This window comes from Variovorax sp. GW822-FHT04E09 (assembly GCF_058800845.1).
In genome coordinates this window covers 241716-257080 of record NZ_JBXAMR010000006.1, presented here as the reverse complement: position 1 = coordinate 257080, position 15365 = coordinate 241716, and the positions used below count along the sequence as shown (strand labels likewise).

General features: G+C 65.0%; 15 protein-coding genes. 11 read left to right on the top strand and 4 right to left on the bottom strand.

Going from position 1 to position 15365, the window contains the following annotated elements:
- Positions 1-17: 17 nt before the first annotated feature.
- Positions 18-578, top strand: a complete 561-nt coding sequence (locus tag AC1RL8_RS23955) for a YaeQ family protein (RefSeq protein ID WP_095950452.1) — start codon at positions 18-20, stop codon at positions 576-578.
- A gap of 13 nt (positions 579-591) precedes the next feature.
- Here AC1RL8_RS23955 and AC1RL8_RS23950 read toward each other — a convergent pair whose 3' ends face one another.
- Both AC1RL8_RS23950 and AC1RL8_RS23945 read right to left on the bottom strand, forming a co-directional pair.
- Positions 592-897, bottom strand: a complete 306-nt coding sequence (locus AC1RL8_RS23950; protein ID WP_095747296.1) for a putative signal transducing protein — start codon at positions 895-897, stop codon at positions 592-594.
- 2 nt (positions 898-899) lie between these two features.
- Positions 900-1364 carry a DUF3717 domain-containing protein gene (locus tag AC1RL8_RS23945; RefSeq protein ID WP_095747297.1) on the bottom strand — a complete coding sequence of 155 codons (465 nt, stop codon included), beginning with the start codon at positions 1362-1364 and terminating at the stop codon, positions 900-902.
- Between the two features lie 507 nt (positions 1365-1871).
- Between AC1RL8_RS23945 and AC1RL8_RS23940 the strand changes: the two genes are divergently transcribed.
- The 3 genes from AC1RL8_RS23940 to AC1RL8_RS23930 all read left to right on the top strand — a co-directional run bounded on the left by AC1RL8_RS23940 (position 1872) and on the right by AC1RL8_RS23930 (position 3617).
- A complete protein-coding gene (locus tag AC1RL8_RS23940) occupies positions 1872-2606 on the top strand; it encodes a TerC family protein (protein WP_062475282.1) in 735 nt (244 codons plus the stop codon).
- A gap of 86 nt (positions 2607-2692) precedes the next feature.
- Complete coding sequence (locus AC1RL8_RS23935) at positions 2693-3157, top strand: hypothetical protein (protein ID WP_070063278.1); 465 nt, start codon at positions 2693-2695, stop codon at positions 3155-3157.
- Positions 3158-3260: 103 nt separating this feature from the next.
- Positions 3261-3617 carry a phage holin family protein gene (locus AC1RL8_RS23930; RefSeq protein WP_095747298.1) on the top strand — a complete coding sequence of 119 codons (357 nt, stop codon included), beginning with the start codon at positions 3261-3263 and terminating at the stop codon, positions 3615-3617.
- A 21-nt stretch (positions 3618-3638) separates the two neighbouring features.
- Here AC1RL8_RS23930 and AC1RL8_RS23925 read toward each other — a convergent pair whose 3' ends face one another.
- On the bottom strand, positions 3639-5210 hold the full coding sequence (locus AC1RL8_RS23925; protein ID WP_492687054.1) for a M48 family metalloprotease: 1572 nt from the start codon (positions 5208-5210) through the stop codon (positions 3639-3641).
- A gap of 54 nt (positions 5211-5264) precedes the next feature.
- Between AC1RL8_RS23925 and moaC the strand changes: the two genes are divergently transcribed.
- The gene (gene moaC / locus AC1RL8_RS23920; protein ID WP_341888462.1) at positions 5265-5753 is read left to right on the top strand and encodes a cyclic pyranopterin monophosphate synthase MoaC; all 489 of its coding nucleotides are present in this window, start codon (positions 5265-5267) and stop codon (positions 5751-5753) included.
- 10 nt (positions 5754-5763) lie between these two features.
- Here moaC and AC1RL8_RS23915 read toward each other — a convergent pair whose 3' ends face one another.
- The gene (locus AC1RL8_RS23915; RefSeq protein WP_492687055.1) at positions 5764-7467 is read right to left on the bottom strand and encodes a PglL family O-oligosaccharyltransferase; all 1704 of its coding nucleotides are present in this window, start codon (positions 7465-7467) and stop codon (positions 5764-5766) included.
- Positions 7468-7675: 208 nt separating this feature from the next.
- Between AC1RL8_RS23915 and AC1RL8_RS23910 the strand changes: the two genes are divergently transcribed.
- From AC1RL8_RS23910 to AC1RL8_RS23885, 6 genes are read left to right on the top strand one after another with little or no spacing between them, the layout of a single operon-like run.
- Positions 7676-8149 carry a type IV pilin protein gene (locus AC1RL8_RS23910; protein WP_492687056.1) on the top strand — a complete coding sequence of 158 codons (474 nt, stop codon included), beginning with the start codon at positions 7676-7678 and terminating at the stop codon, positions 8147-8149.
- Positions 8143-8778, top strand: coding sequence for a prepilin-type N-terminal cleavage/methylation domain-containing protein (locus AC1RL8_RS23905; RefSeq protein ID WP_492687057.1), 636 nt, complete (start codon positions 8143-8145; stop codon positions 8776-8778). Before AC1RL8_RS23910 ends, AC1RL8_RS23905 begins: the two co-directional genes overlap by 7 nt.
- A 32-nt stretch (positions 8779-8810) precedes the next feature.
- Positions 8811-9164, top strand: coding sequence for a type IV pilus modification protein PilV (gene pilV / locus AC1RL8_RS23900; RefSeq protein ID WP_409574660.1), 354 nt, complete (start codon positions 8811-8813; stop codon positions 9162-9164).
- On the top strand, positions 9161-10357 hold the full coding sequence (locus AC1RL8_RS23895; RefSeq protein WP_492687058.1) for a PilW family protein: 1197 nt from the start codon (positions 9161-9163) through the stop codon (positions 10355-10357). Before pilV ends, AC1RL8_RS23895 begins: the two co-directional genes overlap by 4 nt.
- The gene (locus AC1RL8_RS23890; RefSeq protein ID WP_493196607.1) at positions 10354-10983 is read left to right on the top strand and encodes a pilus assembly PilX family protein; all 630 of its coding nucleotides are present in this window, start codon (positions 10354-10356) and stop codon (positions 10981-10983) included. The genes AC1RL8_RS23895 and AC1RL8_RS23890 overlap by 4 nt, the downstream gene beginning before the upstream one ends.
- A 19-nt stretch (positions 10984-11002) precedes the next feature.
- Positions 11003-15196: a PilC/PilY family type IV pilus protein gene (locus AC1RL8_RS23885; protein ID WP_492687060.1), complete on the top strand. Its 4194-nt coding sequence runs from the start codon at positions 11003-11005 to the stop codon at positions 15194-15196.
- The last annotated feature ends 169 nt before the right edge of the window (positions 15197-15365 follow it).

The following is a 15365-nucleotide window of genomic DNA, read 5'->3' as shown; positions in this document are numbered from 1 at the left end:
CATACACTCGCGCACCCATGGCTCTCAAATCCACCATCTTCAAGGCCACCCTCGCGGTGGCCGACATCGACCACGGCTACTACGCCGACCATGCGCTGACCCTGGCGCGCCACCCCAGCGAGACCGACGAGCGGATGATGATCCGGCTGGTCGCGCTCGCGCTCAACGCGCACCAGCTGCAGGACATCTGCAACGGCGACGGCACGCTGGCCTTCGGCGCGGGCCTGTCGAACGTCGAGGAGCCCGACGTGTGGCTGCGCGACTTCACGGGCCAGACCAAGATCTGGATCGAGGTCGGTCAGCCCGAGGACAAGCCCATCATCAAGGCCTGCGGCAAGGCCGACGAGGTGATCGTCTACTGCTTCAACCACGCGGCCGAGATCTGGTGGCGCGGCATCGAGAGCAAGCTCACGCGGCCGCAGAACCTGAAGGTCTACCGCGTGCCGACCGAGGCCTCGCAGGCGCTCGCCAGGCTGGCGCAGCGCAGCATGCAGCTGCAGGCGACGATCCAGGAAAGCACGCTGACGCTGGGCGACGGCGTGAACAGCATCGACGTCGAGCTGCTGCGCTGGAAGTAACGAGCCCGGGCGGCTAGGCCGCCGGCATCATCTCGCCGCACTGCCAGCACTGCTCGAAACCGCCTTCGACCTGCTCGCCACACACGCACAGCCAGCTGCGTTGCGGGCGGTTCTGCAGCTCGTGCAGCAGGCGCTTCGCGAGTTCGTACTGCGATTCGTCGTCGATCCAGATCTCGGGCAGGCACTGGTCAGGCGGCAGCTGGCCCATGACCGCGCCGAGGAATTCGCGCTGCACCGTCGCGGCCACGCCCTCCTCGCACAAGGCGTGCGCCCACACGGTCGCGATCGCGAGGTTGGGGGCTTGCGCGAGGCGGCGCATGGTCAGGGGGCCCAGTGCTTCTCGTCGTCCGGGTCGAACTCGGGCTGCGCGGCGGTGGGCTCGGCTTCGCGTGCGCGCTCGGCATAGCGGTTGAAGCGCCAGGCCGAGTCTTCCATGGTGATGCGGCGCCAGGTGACGCGCTTCTCGACCGGCGTCATGGCCGGCCAGTACTGCACCTCGTCGAAGCTGCGTCCGCACCCCTTGCACTCGTCGTCGCCCTGGCTGGTCGAGCAGATCGCGATGCAGGGCGTGTCGGGCGTGCTGTGGTACCAGTCGAGCCACGCGGCCCAGGCCTTGGCGGGAAAGCCGACCTCGTCGACCTCGTCTTCGTGGTGGAAGACCATGAGCGCGTAGACCTCGGCCAGCGCGCGCAGCTCGGGCGCCAGCGTGATGCCGTCGGGCGAGGGAGACTTCTCGCGCCAGTGGTTGATGGCGGCCTCGATGTCGGTGATGTGGATGGCGGCCATGGAGAGTGAAAAAACAGCGAGCGGCGATCATAGTCCCGCAATGTCCCGCTCCTTTTTAGGGCCATAGTCGCTCCCAAAAATGGAGCATCAAGTGCCCGCTGCATGCGCCCCTCCGGACATTTGCCCTCAAATGTAAAGAAAACTTTTGGTTGCCTCGGCGCGGTCTTCAATGCTCTAATCCCGCCCACGAAGGGGAGTAGCTCCCGATCGCTGTCCCCGGGCAGCGTGAATCGTCAGGTCGTCAATACGAAGCACAACACTTCCGGCCTGTCGGGCGACACACGCGCGGACGCAGGTCGGCGCGCTTGCTGTTGTCGAGCGAGACCTTCGATTTGAACCTGCGCAGGTTTGGTCGAAGCGTTCGCAAGTCCCCGGTGTCACCCGGCCTTCGCTCCCCCGCTTTCGACCGCACCCACGCAGGGTGAATCGAAACGCATCGGCATGCCGCTGCCCGTCGTGGTCCCCATCAGGGAGCTGCGGGCGTGGCGCCAAGACAAAGAGGAATCTATGGAACAGTTCATGGCCCCGGAATTCTGGGTCGCGGTCGGTCAGATCATCATGATCGACATTCTTTTGGGCGGCGACAACGCCGTCGTCATCGCGCTGGCCTGCCGCAAGCTGCCGCCCGCGCAACGCACCCAGGGCATCCTGTGGGGTACCGCCGGCGCCATCGTGCTGCGCGTGATCCTGATCTTCTTCGCGCTCACGCTGCTCGCGATTCCGTTCCTGAAGCTGGTGGGCGCGATCCTGCTGCTGTGGATCGGCGTGAAACTGCTGGCCCCCGACCATGACGACGCGCACGGCAACATCGCCGGCAGCGACCGCCTCTGGGGCGCCGTGAAGACCGTGATCGTGGCCGACCTGGTCATGAGCGTGGACAACGTGATCGCCATCGCCGGTGCCGCACAAGGCGCGGGCGACGGCCACCAGATGCCGCTGGTGATCTTCGGCCTGCTCGTGAGCATCCCGATCATCGTCTGGGGCAGCCAGCTGGTCATCAAGCTGATGGACCGCTTCCCGATGATCATCACGCTGGGCGGCATGCTGCTGGGCTGGATCGCCGGCACGATGGCCGTGTCCGACCCGGCGCTGGCGAACCCCGCCAACTGGACCTGGGTGCCGAAGGTGCCGCAGACCGACACCATCAAGTACGCCGCCGGCATCATCGGTGCGCTGCTGGTGCTGGCGATCGGCAAGTGGGTGGCCTCGCGCAAGCCGGCCCCCGCCACCCCGGCCCACTGAGCGTTCGTTGAACGATAAACGCCCCGCACTGAAACTTCTTGCATCAATCCGGTCTCTGTCACTCTAACTATCAAAGGAGAGCACTCATGGAAAAGATCATTCTTTACGTCGACGACGCCGTCTATGCCAGCGAGCAGTTCGCCGAACTGGCGCCGGATGCCGACAACGTCGTGGCGCGCCATTGGGTGCTCGTGGCCTGCGCGCCGCGCATGACACACCGGATCAGCAAGTGGGTGAGCCACAGCGCGCGCGAGAACTGGCGTGCCAAGTGGTTCAGCAAGGTGCAGGCGCAGATGCTGCCGCTGCTCGAACGCAACGGCGGCCAGGTGACGGCGGTGCTGGCCAAGGGCCCGCTGACCGACCTGACGCAGCAACTCAAGCGCGAGCACGCGGCCACCCACGTGGTTGATGCGCGCCGCCCGAAGATCGGCGTCGACCTGGAACCGGTCACGCCCGACCAGACCCCGGCCAAGCAATCGGGCTGGGCCTTTCCCGGCGCCGTGATGGGCATGGGCGCGCTGCTGGTGCTGGCCAACGAGCTGGCCGAGTAAGCCTGATCAGGGCCGCACGCCCTCCCGAACCGACACAAGCCCCGCTGCGGCAACGCAGCGGGGCTTGTTCTTTTGTGCGAGCCCGTGGGGTATCCTGCGACGCATGCGCATCCTCCTCAAATGGCTGCTCAGCGCCGTCGCGCTGCTCGCGGTCGCCTACCTCTACAGCGGCGTCCAGGTCCAGAGTTTCGGTTCGGCGCTGCTCGCGGCGGCCGTGATCGGCCTGCTCAACATGGTCGTGCGGCCCGTGCTGGTGATCCTGACGCTGCCGGTCACCATCGTCACGCTCGGGTTGTTCCTGTTCGTGATCAACGCCCTGCTGTTCTGGGCCGCCTCGGGCCTGCTCGGCGGCTTCCATGTGAACGGCTTCCTCGCCGCGCTGCTGGGCTCGCTGATCTACTCGCTGCTCGGGCTGCTCATCGAGAGCGCGCTGGGCGGGCTGCTGTCCTCCCGGCGCTGAACGCCGCCCCTCGACGCGTCACTACTTCAGCGGCGGCTCCTCGGCCTGCTGCTTGACCAGCACGTCGACGGCGCGTGCGCGCGTGTCGATGATCGATGCCTCGTAGTGGTCGATGGGCGCACCCGACTTGCGGACCAGCTCCTGCGCCGCCTTGAAGCGGTCGCGCGCCGCCGGGTAGTCGAGGATCGCCACGTTGGCCTCGGCGTCGGCACGAATGGCACGCAGCGTGTCGTTCTGCGCCCCGTACAGATTGGCCAGCGTGCGCCATGCCGTGGCGTCCCGCGGATGAACGGCCACCCAGTCGCGCAGCACGGGCACCATCGGCGCGGGCTGGCGCTGGGCGATCGCGGCTTCGGCCGCGAGGATCATCTCAGGCCGCTCCTTCGACTTGGCGTCGAGCAGTGCCGCCGCGCGAGAGGCGCCACCGGCCGCGAGTTCGATCTCGGCCTGCAGCCAGCGCGCCTGCTTGCTTGCGGCCGCATCGTCGGCCGTGCGCACCACGAGCCGCTCGGCCAGCGCGCGCGCCGCCTTGAAATCGCGCAGCTCCTTGGCCGCCATCGCCGCCGCGTAGAGCGTGCCCGCCTGCTGGGCCGGTGAACTGCCCGCGAACTCGCCGCTCGACGCCGCATTGACCCACAGCCGCAGCACGTCGACGCCCGGGCGCGTCAGCACGCGGGCGCGCGAGGCGACCATGGCGTGGTCCATCACCAGCGGCACCGTCGGCGGTGCCGCTTCGGCACGGAACTGGAACCGGCCCTGCATGTCCGAGATGCGCTCGGTCGTCAGCGGGTGGCTGCGCAGGTAGGGGTACGAGCCGTTGTCATTCAGGCGCGAGGCGTACTGCAGCTTCTCGAACATCGCCGCGGCGCCCTGCGGCGCAAAGCCCGCCTGCGTCATCACGCCGAAGCCGATGCGGTCGGCCTCGCGCTCCATGTCGCGCGAGAAGCTCAGCTGGTTCTGCATGAACAGCGCCTGGCTGCCCATGATCACCGCCTGGCCGGCGTCGGAATTGCGGCTCTTGCTGGCCGCGATCATCCCCAAGATCAGGCCGGCGATCATCAGGGGCATCTGCTTGCCCTGCTTGCTCATGATGCGCGAGATGTGGCGCTGCGTGACGTGCGACAGCTCGTGCCCGAGCACCGTCGCCAGCTCGTCGCGGCTGCCGACCGCGGCCAACAGCCCCAGGTTCAGCCCGAGGTAGCCGCCCGGCAGCGCGAAGGCGTTGATGTTGCGGTCGCGCCCCAGCAGGATGGTCCAGGCGAAGCGCTCGTCGAGCTCGGGCGTGAGCTCGCCGCGCGAGCGCGCGGCCGCCAGCAGGCGCTGCCAGATGTCCTGCACGTAGGCGGCGATCACCGGGTCGTCGATGTAGTCCGTGTCGCGGTACAGCTCGCGCACGATCTGGTCGCCCAGCCGGCGCTCGGCGCTGGCCGTCATCTCGCCGCCGTCACCGAGGCCCGGCAGGATCTGCTGCACCTGCGCCAGCGCGGGGGCCGGCAGCAGCACCTGGGAAGCTATCAAAAAGGTAGCGCACACCGCATGCCGGAGGGGCGTCGGGCGGGTTTTCTTGTGGGGAGAGGGAGTCAAGCGCGGCATTCCTCGTCTGTGGCTCGGGCTCGTATGATGCATCTTCAAAACGAACGTTCACCGATGAGCACCCTCACCCATTTTGACGCCCAGGGCCAGGCCCACATGGTCGACGTGGCGGCCAAGCCCGCCACCCACCGCGTGGCCGTGGCCACCGGCCGCATCGAGATGCAGCCCGCGACGCTGGCGCTGATCGAATCGGGCACCGCCAAAAAGGGCGACGTGCTGGGCATCGCGCGCATCGCCGGCATCCAGGCGGCCAAGAAGACCAGCGACCTGATCCCGCTGTGCCACCCGCTCGCGCTGACCCGCGTGGCCGTAGCCTTCGCGCTCGCCGAGGGCGGCGAGGCGCCGCAGGTGGCCTGCACCGCGACCGTCGAGACCGTCGGCCCGACCGGCGTGGAAATGGAAGCCCTGACCGCCGTGCAGGTCGCGCTGCTCACCATCTACGACATGTGCAAGGCCGTCGACCGCGGGATGCGGATCACCGACGTGCATGTGCTGGAGAAGCACGGCGGGAAGTCGGGCAGCTACGTCGCGACTGCGGGCTGAATTCAAACGGCTACAGCTCGGGCGCGTCGTCCGGGCGGTTGTCCAGCCAGCGGGCGAAAGCGGCCGGAAACGCCACCCGGAAACGTTCGGCGAGCGCATGCGCTTCGGCATCGCGGCCCAGCAACTCAGCGCTTTCGATCAACTTCGCGATGACGCGCGGCTCGGGCGAAAAGTGCAGCACGCGCCCGGCCAGTTCGTGCATGTGCGCCGCATTCGCCGGCGTGACGGCCGTGAGCGTCACCTCGGCGAAATCCACCTGGCGTGAGAACAGCCACGAGCCCTGGAGCTTGGCGAGCGTGTCGTCGCGGTAGGACGGCATGCGGGCCTCGCGCGGCAGGTAGATCTGGCTGATGCGGGTGTAGTCCCAGGCGGCGTAACCGATGAGGGCCACCCAGGCTGCGGCGGCGGCGAAGGCGGCGCGCTTTCTGCTGTTCGCGTTCGGGCGCTTGGGCGATGCCGGCCACAGGATGCCGAGGCACAGGCCGAACACCAGCTGGAACGGGCCGTACCAGAGCGGGTACTCGAGCAGGCTGTGCAACAGGATGACGCCGAGCAGGCCCCACGCCATCAGCCGCAAGGGGTCGCGCTCGCGCCACGGCTTTGCCGCAACCACCATCCACCAGAAGCCACCGCAGATCAACAGCGCCGCCGGAATGCCCAGCTCGACGGCGAGGTGCAGCGGCAGGTTGTGAGCGTTGTCGAGGATCACGGGGAAACGCGGGCCGTTGTACAGCGTGGCGAAGTGCGCGAAGCTGAGTTCGCCCCAGCCCCAGCCGGTGAGGGGGCGCTCGCTGATGAGCGAAAGCACGTTACGCCACAGCGTCACGCGGCTGTCTCCGCCGAGGGCAGCGGGTTCTAGACGCTGGACCAGGGCGCCAGCTGAAGCAAGGACGTTCGCGCTCCCGCTGGCTGCCAACCGGGGCAGCAACCAGTTCGCGACGAAGTAGAGCGGGAGCATGGACAACAGCGCGAGAGGGTGCGGCAAGCTGAACGGTCCAATCTGGCGCTCCGTACGGCGCTGCCGCCACGCCACAAGGCTTGCCCCGCCAGCAATCAGCACGATTTGCAGCAGACCGGTGCGCGAGCCCGAAGCAGCCGTCGCCACCAGAAGGAGCACGCCGACGCCGCCGACCAGCACTGGCTCGCGCCGCGATTTGCGGGCCGCATGGAGCCACAGCGCAGCCACGAGCCCGAGGCTGATCAGCGTGGCAAATTGGTTGCGCTGGCGCAAGGTACCCCAGGCTCGGCCCACCGTCGGGGAGGTAACCCACGGCAGGAGCGTCTCGGCAAGGTCGAAGTACTGAAGCAGGCCGAGAACGGCGTTGATGACCGCAGCAGCCAGCACGCCCCAGGCCAGCGCCTCCCGGGCGAGGGGCATTCGAACCAGAGCAGCGCCCGTCAAGGCTGACACCCCGATGGCCGCCAGCACGGCGCACGCCAGCAGCCTGGCATCCACGGCGCCTTGGCCCGACAACGCGACGGCGGCGACGCACAAGCCCAGCCAAGCCATCAACCCCCGGGACATCGAGCCGCAAGCCGGAGATAAGAACAAGAACAGCGCAGCACACAGGCCGGAGGCGAACAGTTGCCAAGCGCCGGCAGAGGGACCTGCGACGAACGGGCACAAGAACGGGAACGCCACGAGACACGCACCAAGGACCCGGCTCGCGTGGTCGCGTGAAGGAAATGGGACAGAGGTCGCGACGAAGGTCATTGGAAGCGCCCGTCCTTGACCGCCAAACGCACCTCGGCTCGCCGCATAGCTGACCGCTGGACCCGACAGGCGGCAGGCCGTCGAAGACGGGCGGAATTCTCAATCGCCAACAAATAAAGACAATTATTCACCAATTGTTTCCAAATCTATTCGCTCGTGCATCCGAGCAAGGCGCCGGAACGGGGCCCTCTTTCCGAAAGGTACGACTTTGCAATCGACATCCTCCCACCTGCGTCGCGCCTCCGGTTTCACGCTCATCGAAGTGATGATCACCATAGCCATCATCGGCATCCTGGCGGCCATTGCCATTCCAAGCTATCGCGAATACGTATTGCGCGGCCAGATCGTGGACGCCACCAATGGCCTAGCGACCATGCGCGCCAATATGGAGCGCCACTTTCAGGACAACCGGACCTACGAAACCGTCGGCACCGGCGCCACCGCTGTCACCGCGCCCTGCGCGGTGGATGCATCCAAGCGAAAGGCCGGCACCTTCACGCTGGCCTGCAAGACCGGCACGCCCACCGCTACCACCTATGTGCTCGAGGCCACTGGCAGCGGCAGCACCAGCGGCTTCGTCTACAGAATCGACCAAGCGGACAGCCGCTCGACGACCATCACGGGCGTTTCGGGCTGGAATACCTGTGCCTCCGCCTGGGTGTTGAGGAAGGGACAATGCTGATGCACACAAGCGGACGGAGCGCCGATCAGCATGGGAACTTAGGCTTCACGTTGATCGAACTCCTAGTCACCGTGACCTTGCTGGCCATTCTCATGATGCTGGCCGCGCCGTCGATGATGGAGTGGGTACGCAACAGCAAAGTGCGGGCCGTCGGTGAGGCGCTTCAGAATGGCCTGCGCGAAGCACAGAGCGAGTCGCTTCGACGCAGCCGCCAAGTCGTCTTCGCGTTGACCGACAGCAAATCCACCTCCGCCAGCCCTGCATTCACGGCAAAGGCTGACGGCAACCATTGGACGGTTCGCGCCCTGCCCTCGATTGCCGGCGAAAGCAGCGCGTTCGTTTCCTCGGGTGTCCTGACCGACGTTGGTGCTGGCGTGACGATCACCGGCCCTGCGGCCGTGTGCTTCAACTCCGTCGGTCGAATGGTGGCCAACGCCAGCACCGCGCTCACCACCCTGACGGGCGGGGAGAGCTGCAGCGTCGACATCGCAACACCGCCCGCCTACGACATCGCGCTCGAAGGCGCCGACCGCCCCTTGCGCGTTCTCGTGACACTCGGCGGGCAGGTGCGCATGTGCGACCCCAAGAAGACGATGTCCGATGCCAATCCTGACGGGTGTCCCGCATGACCATGCCTCGCTACTCGAAACATCAACGGGGCGTGGCCCTCATCGAAGTGTTGATGGCCGTTCTCATTTTTTCGGTCGGCATCTTGGGCCTCGTCGGCTTGCAGTCCCGTGCCATCCAGCTGTCGATGGACACCGAAGACCGCAACCGCGCGGCCTTGCTGGCCAATGAGCTCGTCAACGAGATGTGGTTGCGCCGCGCGCCCACGGTGCCTGCAGACGTCGTGACCGCGTGGAAGGCCAAGGTAGCCGCGACCACCCAGAGCGGACTTCCCGGCGGCGAGGGGGAGTATTCGGTGACCGGACGCCAAGCAGACGTGACCATCAAGTGGCAATCCCCCGGCGCCAGTGCCAAGAGCCAACTCACGACACGGGTGGTGCTGCCATGAAGGGCGCGAACTTGGATGGTCGCCGGCGCAACGGCGGCGTCACGCTGATTGAGCTTCTGGTCGCCATGGCCATCGGTTTGGTGGTCACGCTGGCGGTAACCAGCATGGTCATCGTGGGCGAAAGCCAGAAGCGCAGCACCACTTCTGTCAACGACGCCAACCAATCAGGCAACTACGCCGCCTATGTGCTGGACCGCGCGCTGCGCAGCGCGGGCTCGGGCTTCACGCAGGCATGGGACCTGGGCGTCTTTGGCTGTCGGCTGAATATCAAGCGCGACGACAGCACTGCCGTCTTACCCCGTACCACGGCATTTCCTGCGCCGTTTGCGGGCTTTCCCCAGACAGTGCGCGTCGCCCCCGTGCTGATCTACCGCCCCGCTTCGGGCTCCGACGTGCTGATGGTCATGAGCGGCAACTCGTCGGCCGGCGACATTGCACGCCCGGTGCTTTCTGCGGGTAGTGCGTCCAACAAGCTGCGACTGGACAACACCATCGGACTGCGAGAAGGCGACATCGGCCTGCTCAGCCGCAGCGGCACCGACGACTGCCTTGTCCAGCAAGTGCACGCCGATCCGGCGTTCGCCGATTCATCCGGCAACGACAACCTGCCGCTGGGCGGCACTTACTACACCACGAGCGGTGCGGACACCAGTCTGGCCACCCTCATCGCAGGTGGCACGTCCTTCTTCACGCCCATCGGCAACCTGTCCGCGGACAACCTGCAATTGCGGATGTTCGGCGTTAACGCCGATCGAACGCTGGTGAGCTACGACCTCATGCAAACCGCGGGAGGCGACACCGCAGCCAAACGCGATGAACAGGCACAGCAGGGCATTGCCGATGGCGTTGTCGCACTGCGTGCCGTCTACGCCATCGACAAGAACGAAGACGGCAACTTCGACCTAACGAACGATGCCTGGGTGGCGCCCGACGATGCGGCCTACAACATCACACAGATGATGAGTACGCCCGCCAAGGTCCGCCGCATTCTGGCGGTCCGTGTGGCCATGGTGCTGAGAAGCACCAACTACGAAAAGGACGTCGTGTCGAAAAGCAGCTTGACGCTGTTCGACGACCTGCCCGACACGCTCAACGAGTCGTACGCGATCTCCGGAGACGGCCTGCATTTCCGCCACCGCGTGGTGGAGTTCACCGTGCCGCTTCGCAACATGCTCCTGCTGCCTACATCATGATGATGAGAAATCGATCGTTCTCGCGCCGCTCACGCCAACGCGGTGTGGTTTTGCTCTTCGCGCTGGTCGTGCTGGTCATCCTGCTCGCAGGCGGCGTGGCTGTGATTCGCTCCATGAACACCTCGCTCGCCAGCGCGGGCAATCTTGCCTTCAAGCGTGACTTGGTCAATCAAGGCGAACAGGCCATCGCCACGGTGTTGAACACATTCAGCGGCAGTGGCGCATTGACTGCGGCAGCCACCCGCAACAGCAATCTGAAATCGGCGAATTACAGTGCGACGACGCTCGCAACCAATGACCGGGGTGTGCCCACTGCACTGCTGAGCGACTCAGTGTTCGATACCGTCGGCATGGCCTCCAACGACATCGAGAACACCGACGCGAAGGTCAAGATCCGCTACGTGATCGACCGTCTGTGCAATGCAGCCTCGTCACCCGGCACGCAAGGCCCAGGGGGTTGCGTTTTTCCGCCCGCGGCGAATGACGTTCGCGGTGGCAGCAGCCAGGAAATGGGAACGCGCCTCCCGCCACCTCCTTCGACCACCTATCGCTTGAGCATGCGCGTGACCGGCCCCCGCGACACGCAAGTGTTCCTGCAAGCCTCTTTCGCCAGGCCTGAACAATAACCAGCCCCGGGACCCCTTCATGATTGCCTTGACTCGATACCCCCGGCTGCGCGCCCTCTCGTGCAGCGTACTGGCACTGGCGCTTGTCACCACCCATCTGCCAGCCATCTCGGCGACGGCACTGGCAAACCAGCCGATCTTTTCCACGTCGGAAGTGCCCGGCAACCTGGCACTCAGCCTGTCGGTGGAGTACCCCACCGCAACGCGCGTTGCGCATGTCGCTGACTACACCAGCACGCGGAACTTCCTGGGCTACTTCGACCCTTTGAAGTGCTACGAGTACAAGAAGAACACCACCCAGGTGACGACCGATGGCGGCACTGTGATTCCCCTCGACAAGGGTGACTCCAGCTATTTCCAGCCCGTGAGCGTCACCACGAACCGGATCTGCAATGGAAAGTGGAGCGGCAACTTTCTCAACTGGGCGACCCTCACGGCCATCGATCCCTTCCGCTGGGCGATGACGGGTGGACGCCGCGTCGTGGACACGCCGACCGAGACCATCGTCGAAAAGGGTTGGCATTCCGGCCAAGGCAGCTATTTCCCGGAGCGCAATCAGGACGCCCGTACCGAGGGTCGGCTGCCGTTGACCGAGGCTGCCGGCGCGACACCCTTCGCGAATGCCAAGACGATGCGGGTCATCGTCAACGGCCGGGGCTTCGCCATGCAGTTGATCACGACCAATGGTGTGCGCGGGCAGTACTACGCGGGCGTGAGCCAGACCCCGACACCCGACACGCTCCGGTGGACAAACAGCAACGACACGATCGACAACAGCTGGGGTAGCAAGACCGGTCCCGGAAACGGCGTACCGAATGACAATTTCACCGCGATCTACACCTACTCGGGTATTGCCCCCGCCACGGGGACCTATAAGTTCCAGACGTACGCCGACGACGGCGTAGTGCTAAAGGTCAACGGCACCTTGTTGATCGACGACTGGACTTCACACGGCGCCGAAAATCGCGAAGGGACTATCAGTCTTGTCGCCGGCCAGAGCTACGATCTGGAGCTCAAGTATTTTGATCAGACTGGCTCGGCCGTGATTCGCCTCAATTGGCAGCCGCCCGGGCAGAACAACTACTCGCTGTTTTCTTCCGCGGTGGGCGCAGCCTCGACGCAGAACTACACCATGCGCGCGAAGGTCTGCGATGCTACCGTGGGCCTCGAAGCCAACTGCAAGCAGTACCGCGACGGATGGAAGCCGGAGGGTTTGATCCAGCAGTACGCAGACAAGATGCGCTTCAGCGCCCTGGGCTACCTGAACGACAGCAATGAATACCGCGATGGCGGTGTGCTGCGCGCGCGACAGAAATTCGTGGGGCCGACCCACCCTGAGCCGGGCCAAGCTCCGAGAGACAACACCAACAAGGAATGGGCGGCCGACACAGGCCAAATGGTACGCAACCCGGATGCTGCGGACGCCACGGCCACAACCGCTGCCAGCGCGACTGAAGTGACCGAACGCGTGACCATTGCCGACAGTGGGGTGATGAACTACCTCAACAAGTTCGGCCAGCTCATACCGGGCGACTACAAGGGCATCGACCCCGTCAACGAACTGTATTACGCCGCCTTGCGGTATTTCCGTGGCTTGGAGAGTGTGCCGTCGTGGACCTCCATGGCCGGCGCCAGCAAGGCCACGAAGACGACCTACCTGGATGGTTTTCCGGCGATCACCGACTGGAGGGCTGCAGACCCCGTCCAGTACAGCTGCCAACGCAATTTCGTTCTGGGTATCGGCGATATCTACACCCATCGGGACAAGAACGTTCCGGGCAACTCGCTGACAGACCATGAGCCAACCATGCCCACAGAGGTAAGCGCGGACACCATGTTCGACGCAGTCAAATCGACGAACAATGCCAAATTTCTGCAGGGTATGGGAACCGGCAAGGCGACCGCCGCCACGGGTTCGAGCTACTCGACCGACTACATGGCCGGCTTGGCCTTCGAGGCCAATACCAAGGACATTCGCCCTGATCTGATCGGCAAGCAGACCGTACAGACCTATTGGGTCGACGTTCTGGAACAGCCCTTCTCCCGGAACAACAAGTTCTACCTGGCCGCGAAGTTCGGTGGTCTGAACCAGAAGAAATTGCCAGCCGATTTCGATCCTTACACCTTCGCCGGGACCATCCCGCTGGACTGGTGGTCGACAAGTGGCGACACCCTGACAGACGCTCGAAACACCCCGGTGACAGTGCCTCGTCCCGACAACTACTTCGCCGCAGGACAACCCGACACCATGGTGGCGGGCCTGAAGCAGGCGTTTGAGCGGATCTCGAACGAGATCTCGGCCTATACCACCTCGTTCTCGCTCTCGAGCGCGCAGGTGTCGTCTACTGGCGCAGCCTCCTATGCGGCCCAATACGACTCGAAGAACTGGACCGGTCTTCTCAGCGCCAGCCGGCTCACTTTCGATAGCAGCGGCAACCCCTCTGCAACCTTGGTCTGGGAAAGCAAGACCAAGCTCGAAGCGCAGCTCGCTGGCACCGGATGGAACGACAGCCGCAACATCGTGACGCGCGGCGCCACCGCCGGCGTGCCCTTCCGCTATGCCAGCCTGTCGGCAGACCACCAGGCGCTGCTGAACACCAGCTACGTCACCGGCAACGACGCGGAGAACTACGTCAACTGGCTGCGCGGGGACCGTGCCAACGAGCGCACCGCCACCGACGCCAGCAAGGCTTACCGGCAGCGCGACCTGCTGCTAGGAGATATCGTGAACGCCAAGGTAACACCGGCGGGCCCTCCGGCGCTTCCCTATTCCGATTCGGTCAATCCTGGCTATGCCGCCTTCAAGACGACCTGGAGGAATCGACCGGTGATGGTGTATGCCGGCGCAAACGACGGCATGGTCCATGCCTTCAACGGTGCGCTGACCGGCACAGATGCCGGCAAGGAACAATTCGCCTATGTGCCGAGCTTCCTCTTTGCGAAGGCCGCCTCCAGCGATGCGGACGGATTGCTGTCGCAACTGGGCAACCCGTACTACCAGCACCGCTTCTTCGTCGATGCCACGCCTTCCACTTTCGACATCGATTTCAATAGCGCCGGCGGCACTTTCACCACGACGAGCGCGGCCACTTCTGATTGGCGCACCGTCCTGATCGGTGGACTGGGCAAAGGGGGCAAGGGCTTCTACGCCCTCGACGTGACCAACCCGGCAGGCATGAACACCGAGACTAACGTCGCGTCCAAGGTGCTCTGGGAATTCACCGATGCCGACATGGGCTACAGCTTCGGCGCACCCGTGGTCGTCAAGACGCGAAAGCACGGCTGGGTGGTGATCTTCACCAGCGGCTACAACGGCGGCGGAACGAGCAGCCACCTCTACATCGTGAACCCGACCAACGGCCAGCTCATCCAGAAGATCAGTACCCCGACGGCTTCTGAAGGCATGGCACAGGCGTCGGCTTATGTGCAGGACTTTTCGGATGGCACCGCCGATGCCGTGTATGCGGGAGATCTCAACGGACAGCTCTGGCGCTTTGATCTCACCGCTGCCAGAGCCGCCACAACCTCCTACCCCGCACCCACCCTCATTGCCAACCTCACCGATGGCGCGACGACACCACAAGCACAGCCGATCACCACGCAGCCGTTGATCGAGATCCAGCCATTGACGAAAAAGCGCTACGTGCTGGTGGGCACCGGCCGCTTGCTCGATGCCAGCGACATTCAGTCCGCCCAAGAGCAGAGCTACTACGCCCTCATCGACGGCACAGCCAGCGCGTTCACGCCGGTCAGCACTGGCAACTTCCCCATCGCACGCAGCAACCTGCAGGCGGTGACCGACTTGACGCAAGGCATTGCGCTGACGGCGACCAGCCGCGGCTGGTACACCGACCTGGGCGTGACCAACAGAGTGGGCTGGCGCGCAGTCAATGCGTCGACCTCGTACAGCGGCGTGGTGGCGTTCTCCACGCTGCAGACCGCAGGCGATGCCTGCGCCCCCTCGGGTACCAGCCGCGTCTATGCCATCGACTTCGGTACGGGCAGATCGGCGTTGGTGGATGCCAACGGCAACCTCATTGCATATGCGGCAGCGGGTGCTGCGGTGAACGACGTGCGGTTCCTTGGCGTCGATGGTTCCACGCGGCTTGTCAGCGGGGATGTGAAGGGGAACATGCAGAACAACCCCATCAAATTGCCTGGAGCTTTGGGGTTGCGGCTACTCAATTGGCGGGAGGTGCCGACCGTGGATTGATGGAGTGGTGCAAGAGGTCGCGCGCATGGCCTCGATAAATCCCAGCTGGCTGCAGCAAGACACGGCGGCCAGGAGTTGATCTCGCTGAGCGCCATGCGCTCCTCAACCGCGACTCGACGTGTGACGCTGGTGCTGGGTGGTCCCGGGAGTCATGCCTCCAGCCATGCAT

Excerpts from the sequence above, each read along its gene's own strand:
- AC1RL8_RS23955 (WP_095950452.1), top strand. The coding sequence starts at position 18 with ATGGCTCTCAAATCCACCATCTTCAAGGCCACCCTCGCGGTGGCCGAC.
- AC1RL8_RS23950 (WP_095747296.1), bottom strand. The coding sequence starts at position 897 with ATGCGCCGCCTCGCGCAAGCCCCCAACCTCGCGATCGCGACCGTGTGG.
- AC1RL8_RS23945 (WP_095747297.1), bottom strand. The coding sequence starts at position 1,364 with ATGGCCGCCATCCACATCACCGACATCGAGGCCGCCATCAACCACTGG.
- AC1RL8_RS23940 (WP_062475282.1), top strand. The coding sequence starts at position 1,872 with ATGGAACAGTTCATGGCCCCGGAATTCTGGGTCGCGGTCGGTCAGATC.
- AC1RL8_RS23935 (WP_070063278.1), top strand. The coding sequence starts at position 2,693 with ATGGAAAAGATCATTCTTTACGTCGACGACGCCGTCTATGCCAGCGAG.
- AC1RL8_RS23930 (WP_095747298.1), top strand. The coding sequence starts at position 3,261 with ATGCGCATCCTCCTCAAATGGCTGCTCAGCGCCGTCGCGCTGCTCGCG.
- AC1RL8_RS23925 (WP_492687054.1), bottom strand. The coding sequence starts at position 5,210 with ATGCCGCGCTTGACTCCCTCTCCCCACAAGAAAACCCGCCCGACGCCC.
- moaC (WP_341888462.1), top strand. The coding sequence starts at position 5,265 with ATGAGCACCCTCACCCATTTTGACGCCCAGGGCCAGGCCCACATGGTC.
- AC1RL8_RS23915 (WP_492687055.1), bottom strand. The coding sequence starts at position 7,467 with ATGACCTTCGTCGCGACCTCTGTCCCATTTCCTTCACGCGACCACGCG.
- AC1RL8_RS23905 (WP_492687057.1), top strand. The coding sequence starts at position 8,143 with ATGCTGATGCACACAAGCGGACGGAGCGCCGATCAGCATGGGAACTTA.
- AC1RL8_RS23895 (WP_492687058.1), top strand. The coding sequence starts at position 9,161 with ATGAAGGGCGCGAACTTGGATGGTCGCCGGCGCAACGGCGGCGTCACG.
- AC1RL8_RS23890 (WP_493196607.1), top strand. The coding sequence starts at position 10,354 with ATGATGATGAGAAATCGATCGTTCTCGCGCCGCTCACGCCAACGCGGT.
- AC1RL8_RS23885 (WP_492687060.1), top strand. The coding sequence starts at position 11,003 with ATGATTGCCTTGACTCGATACCCCCGGCTGCGCGCCCTCTCGTGCAGC.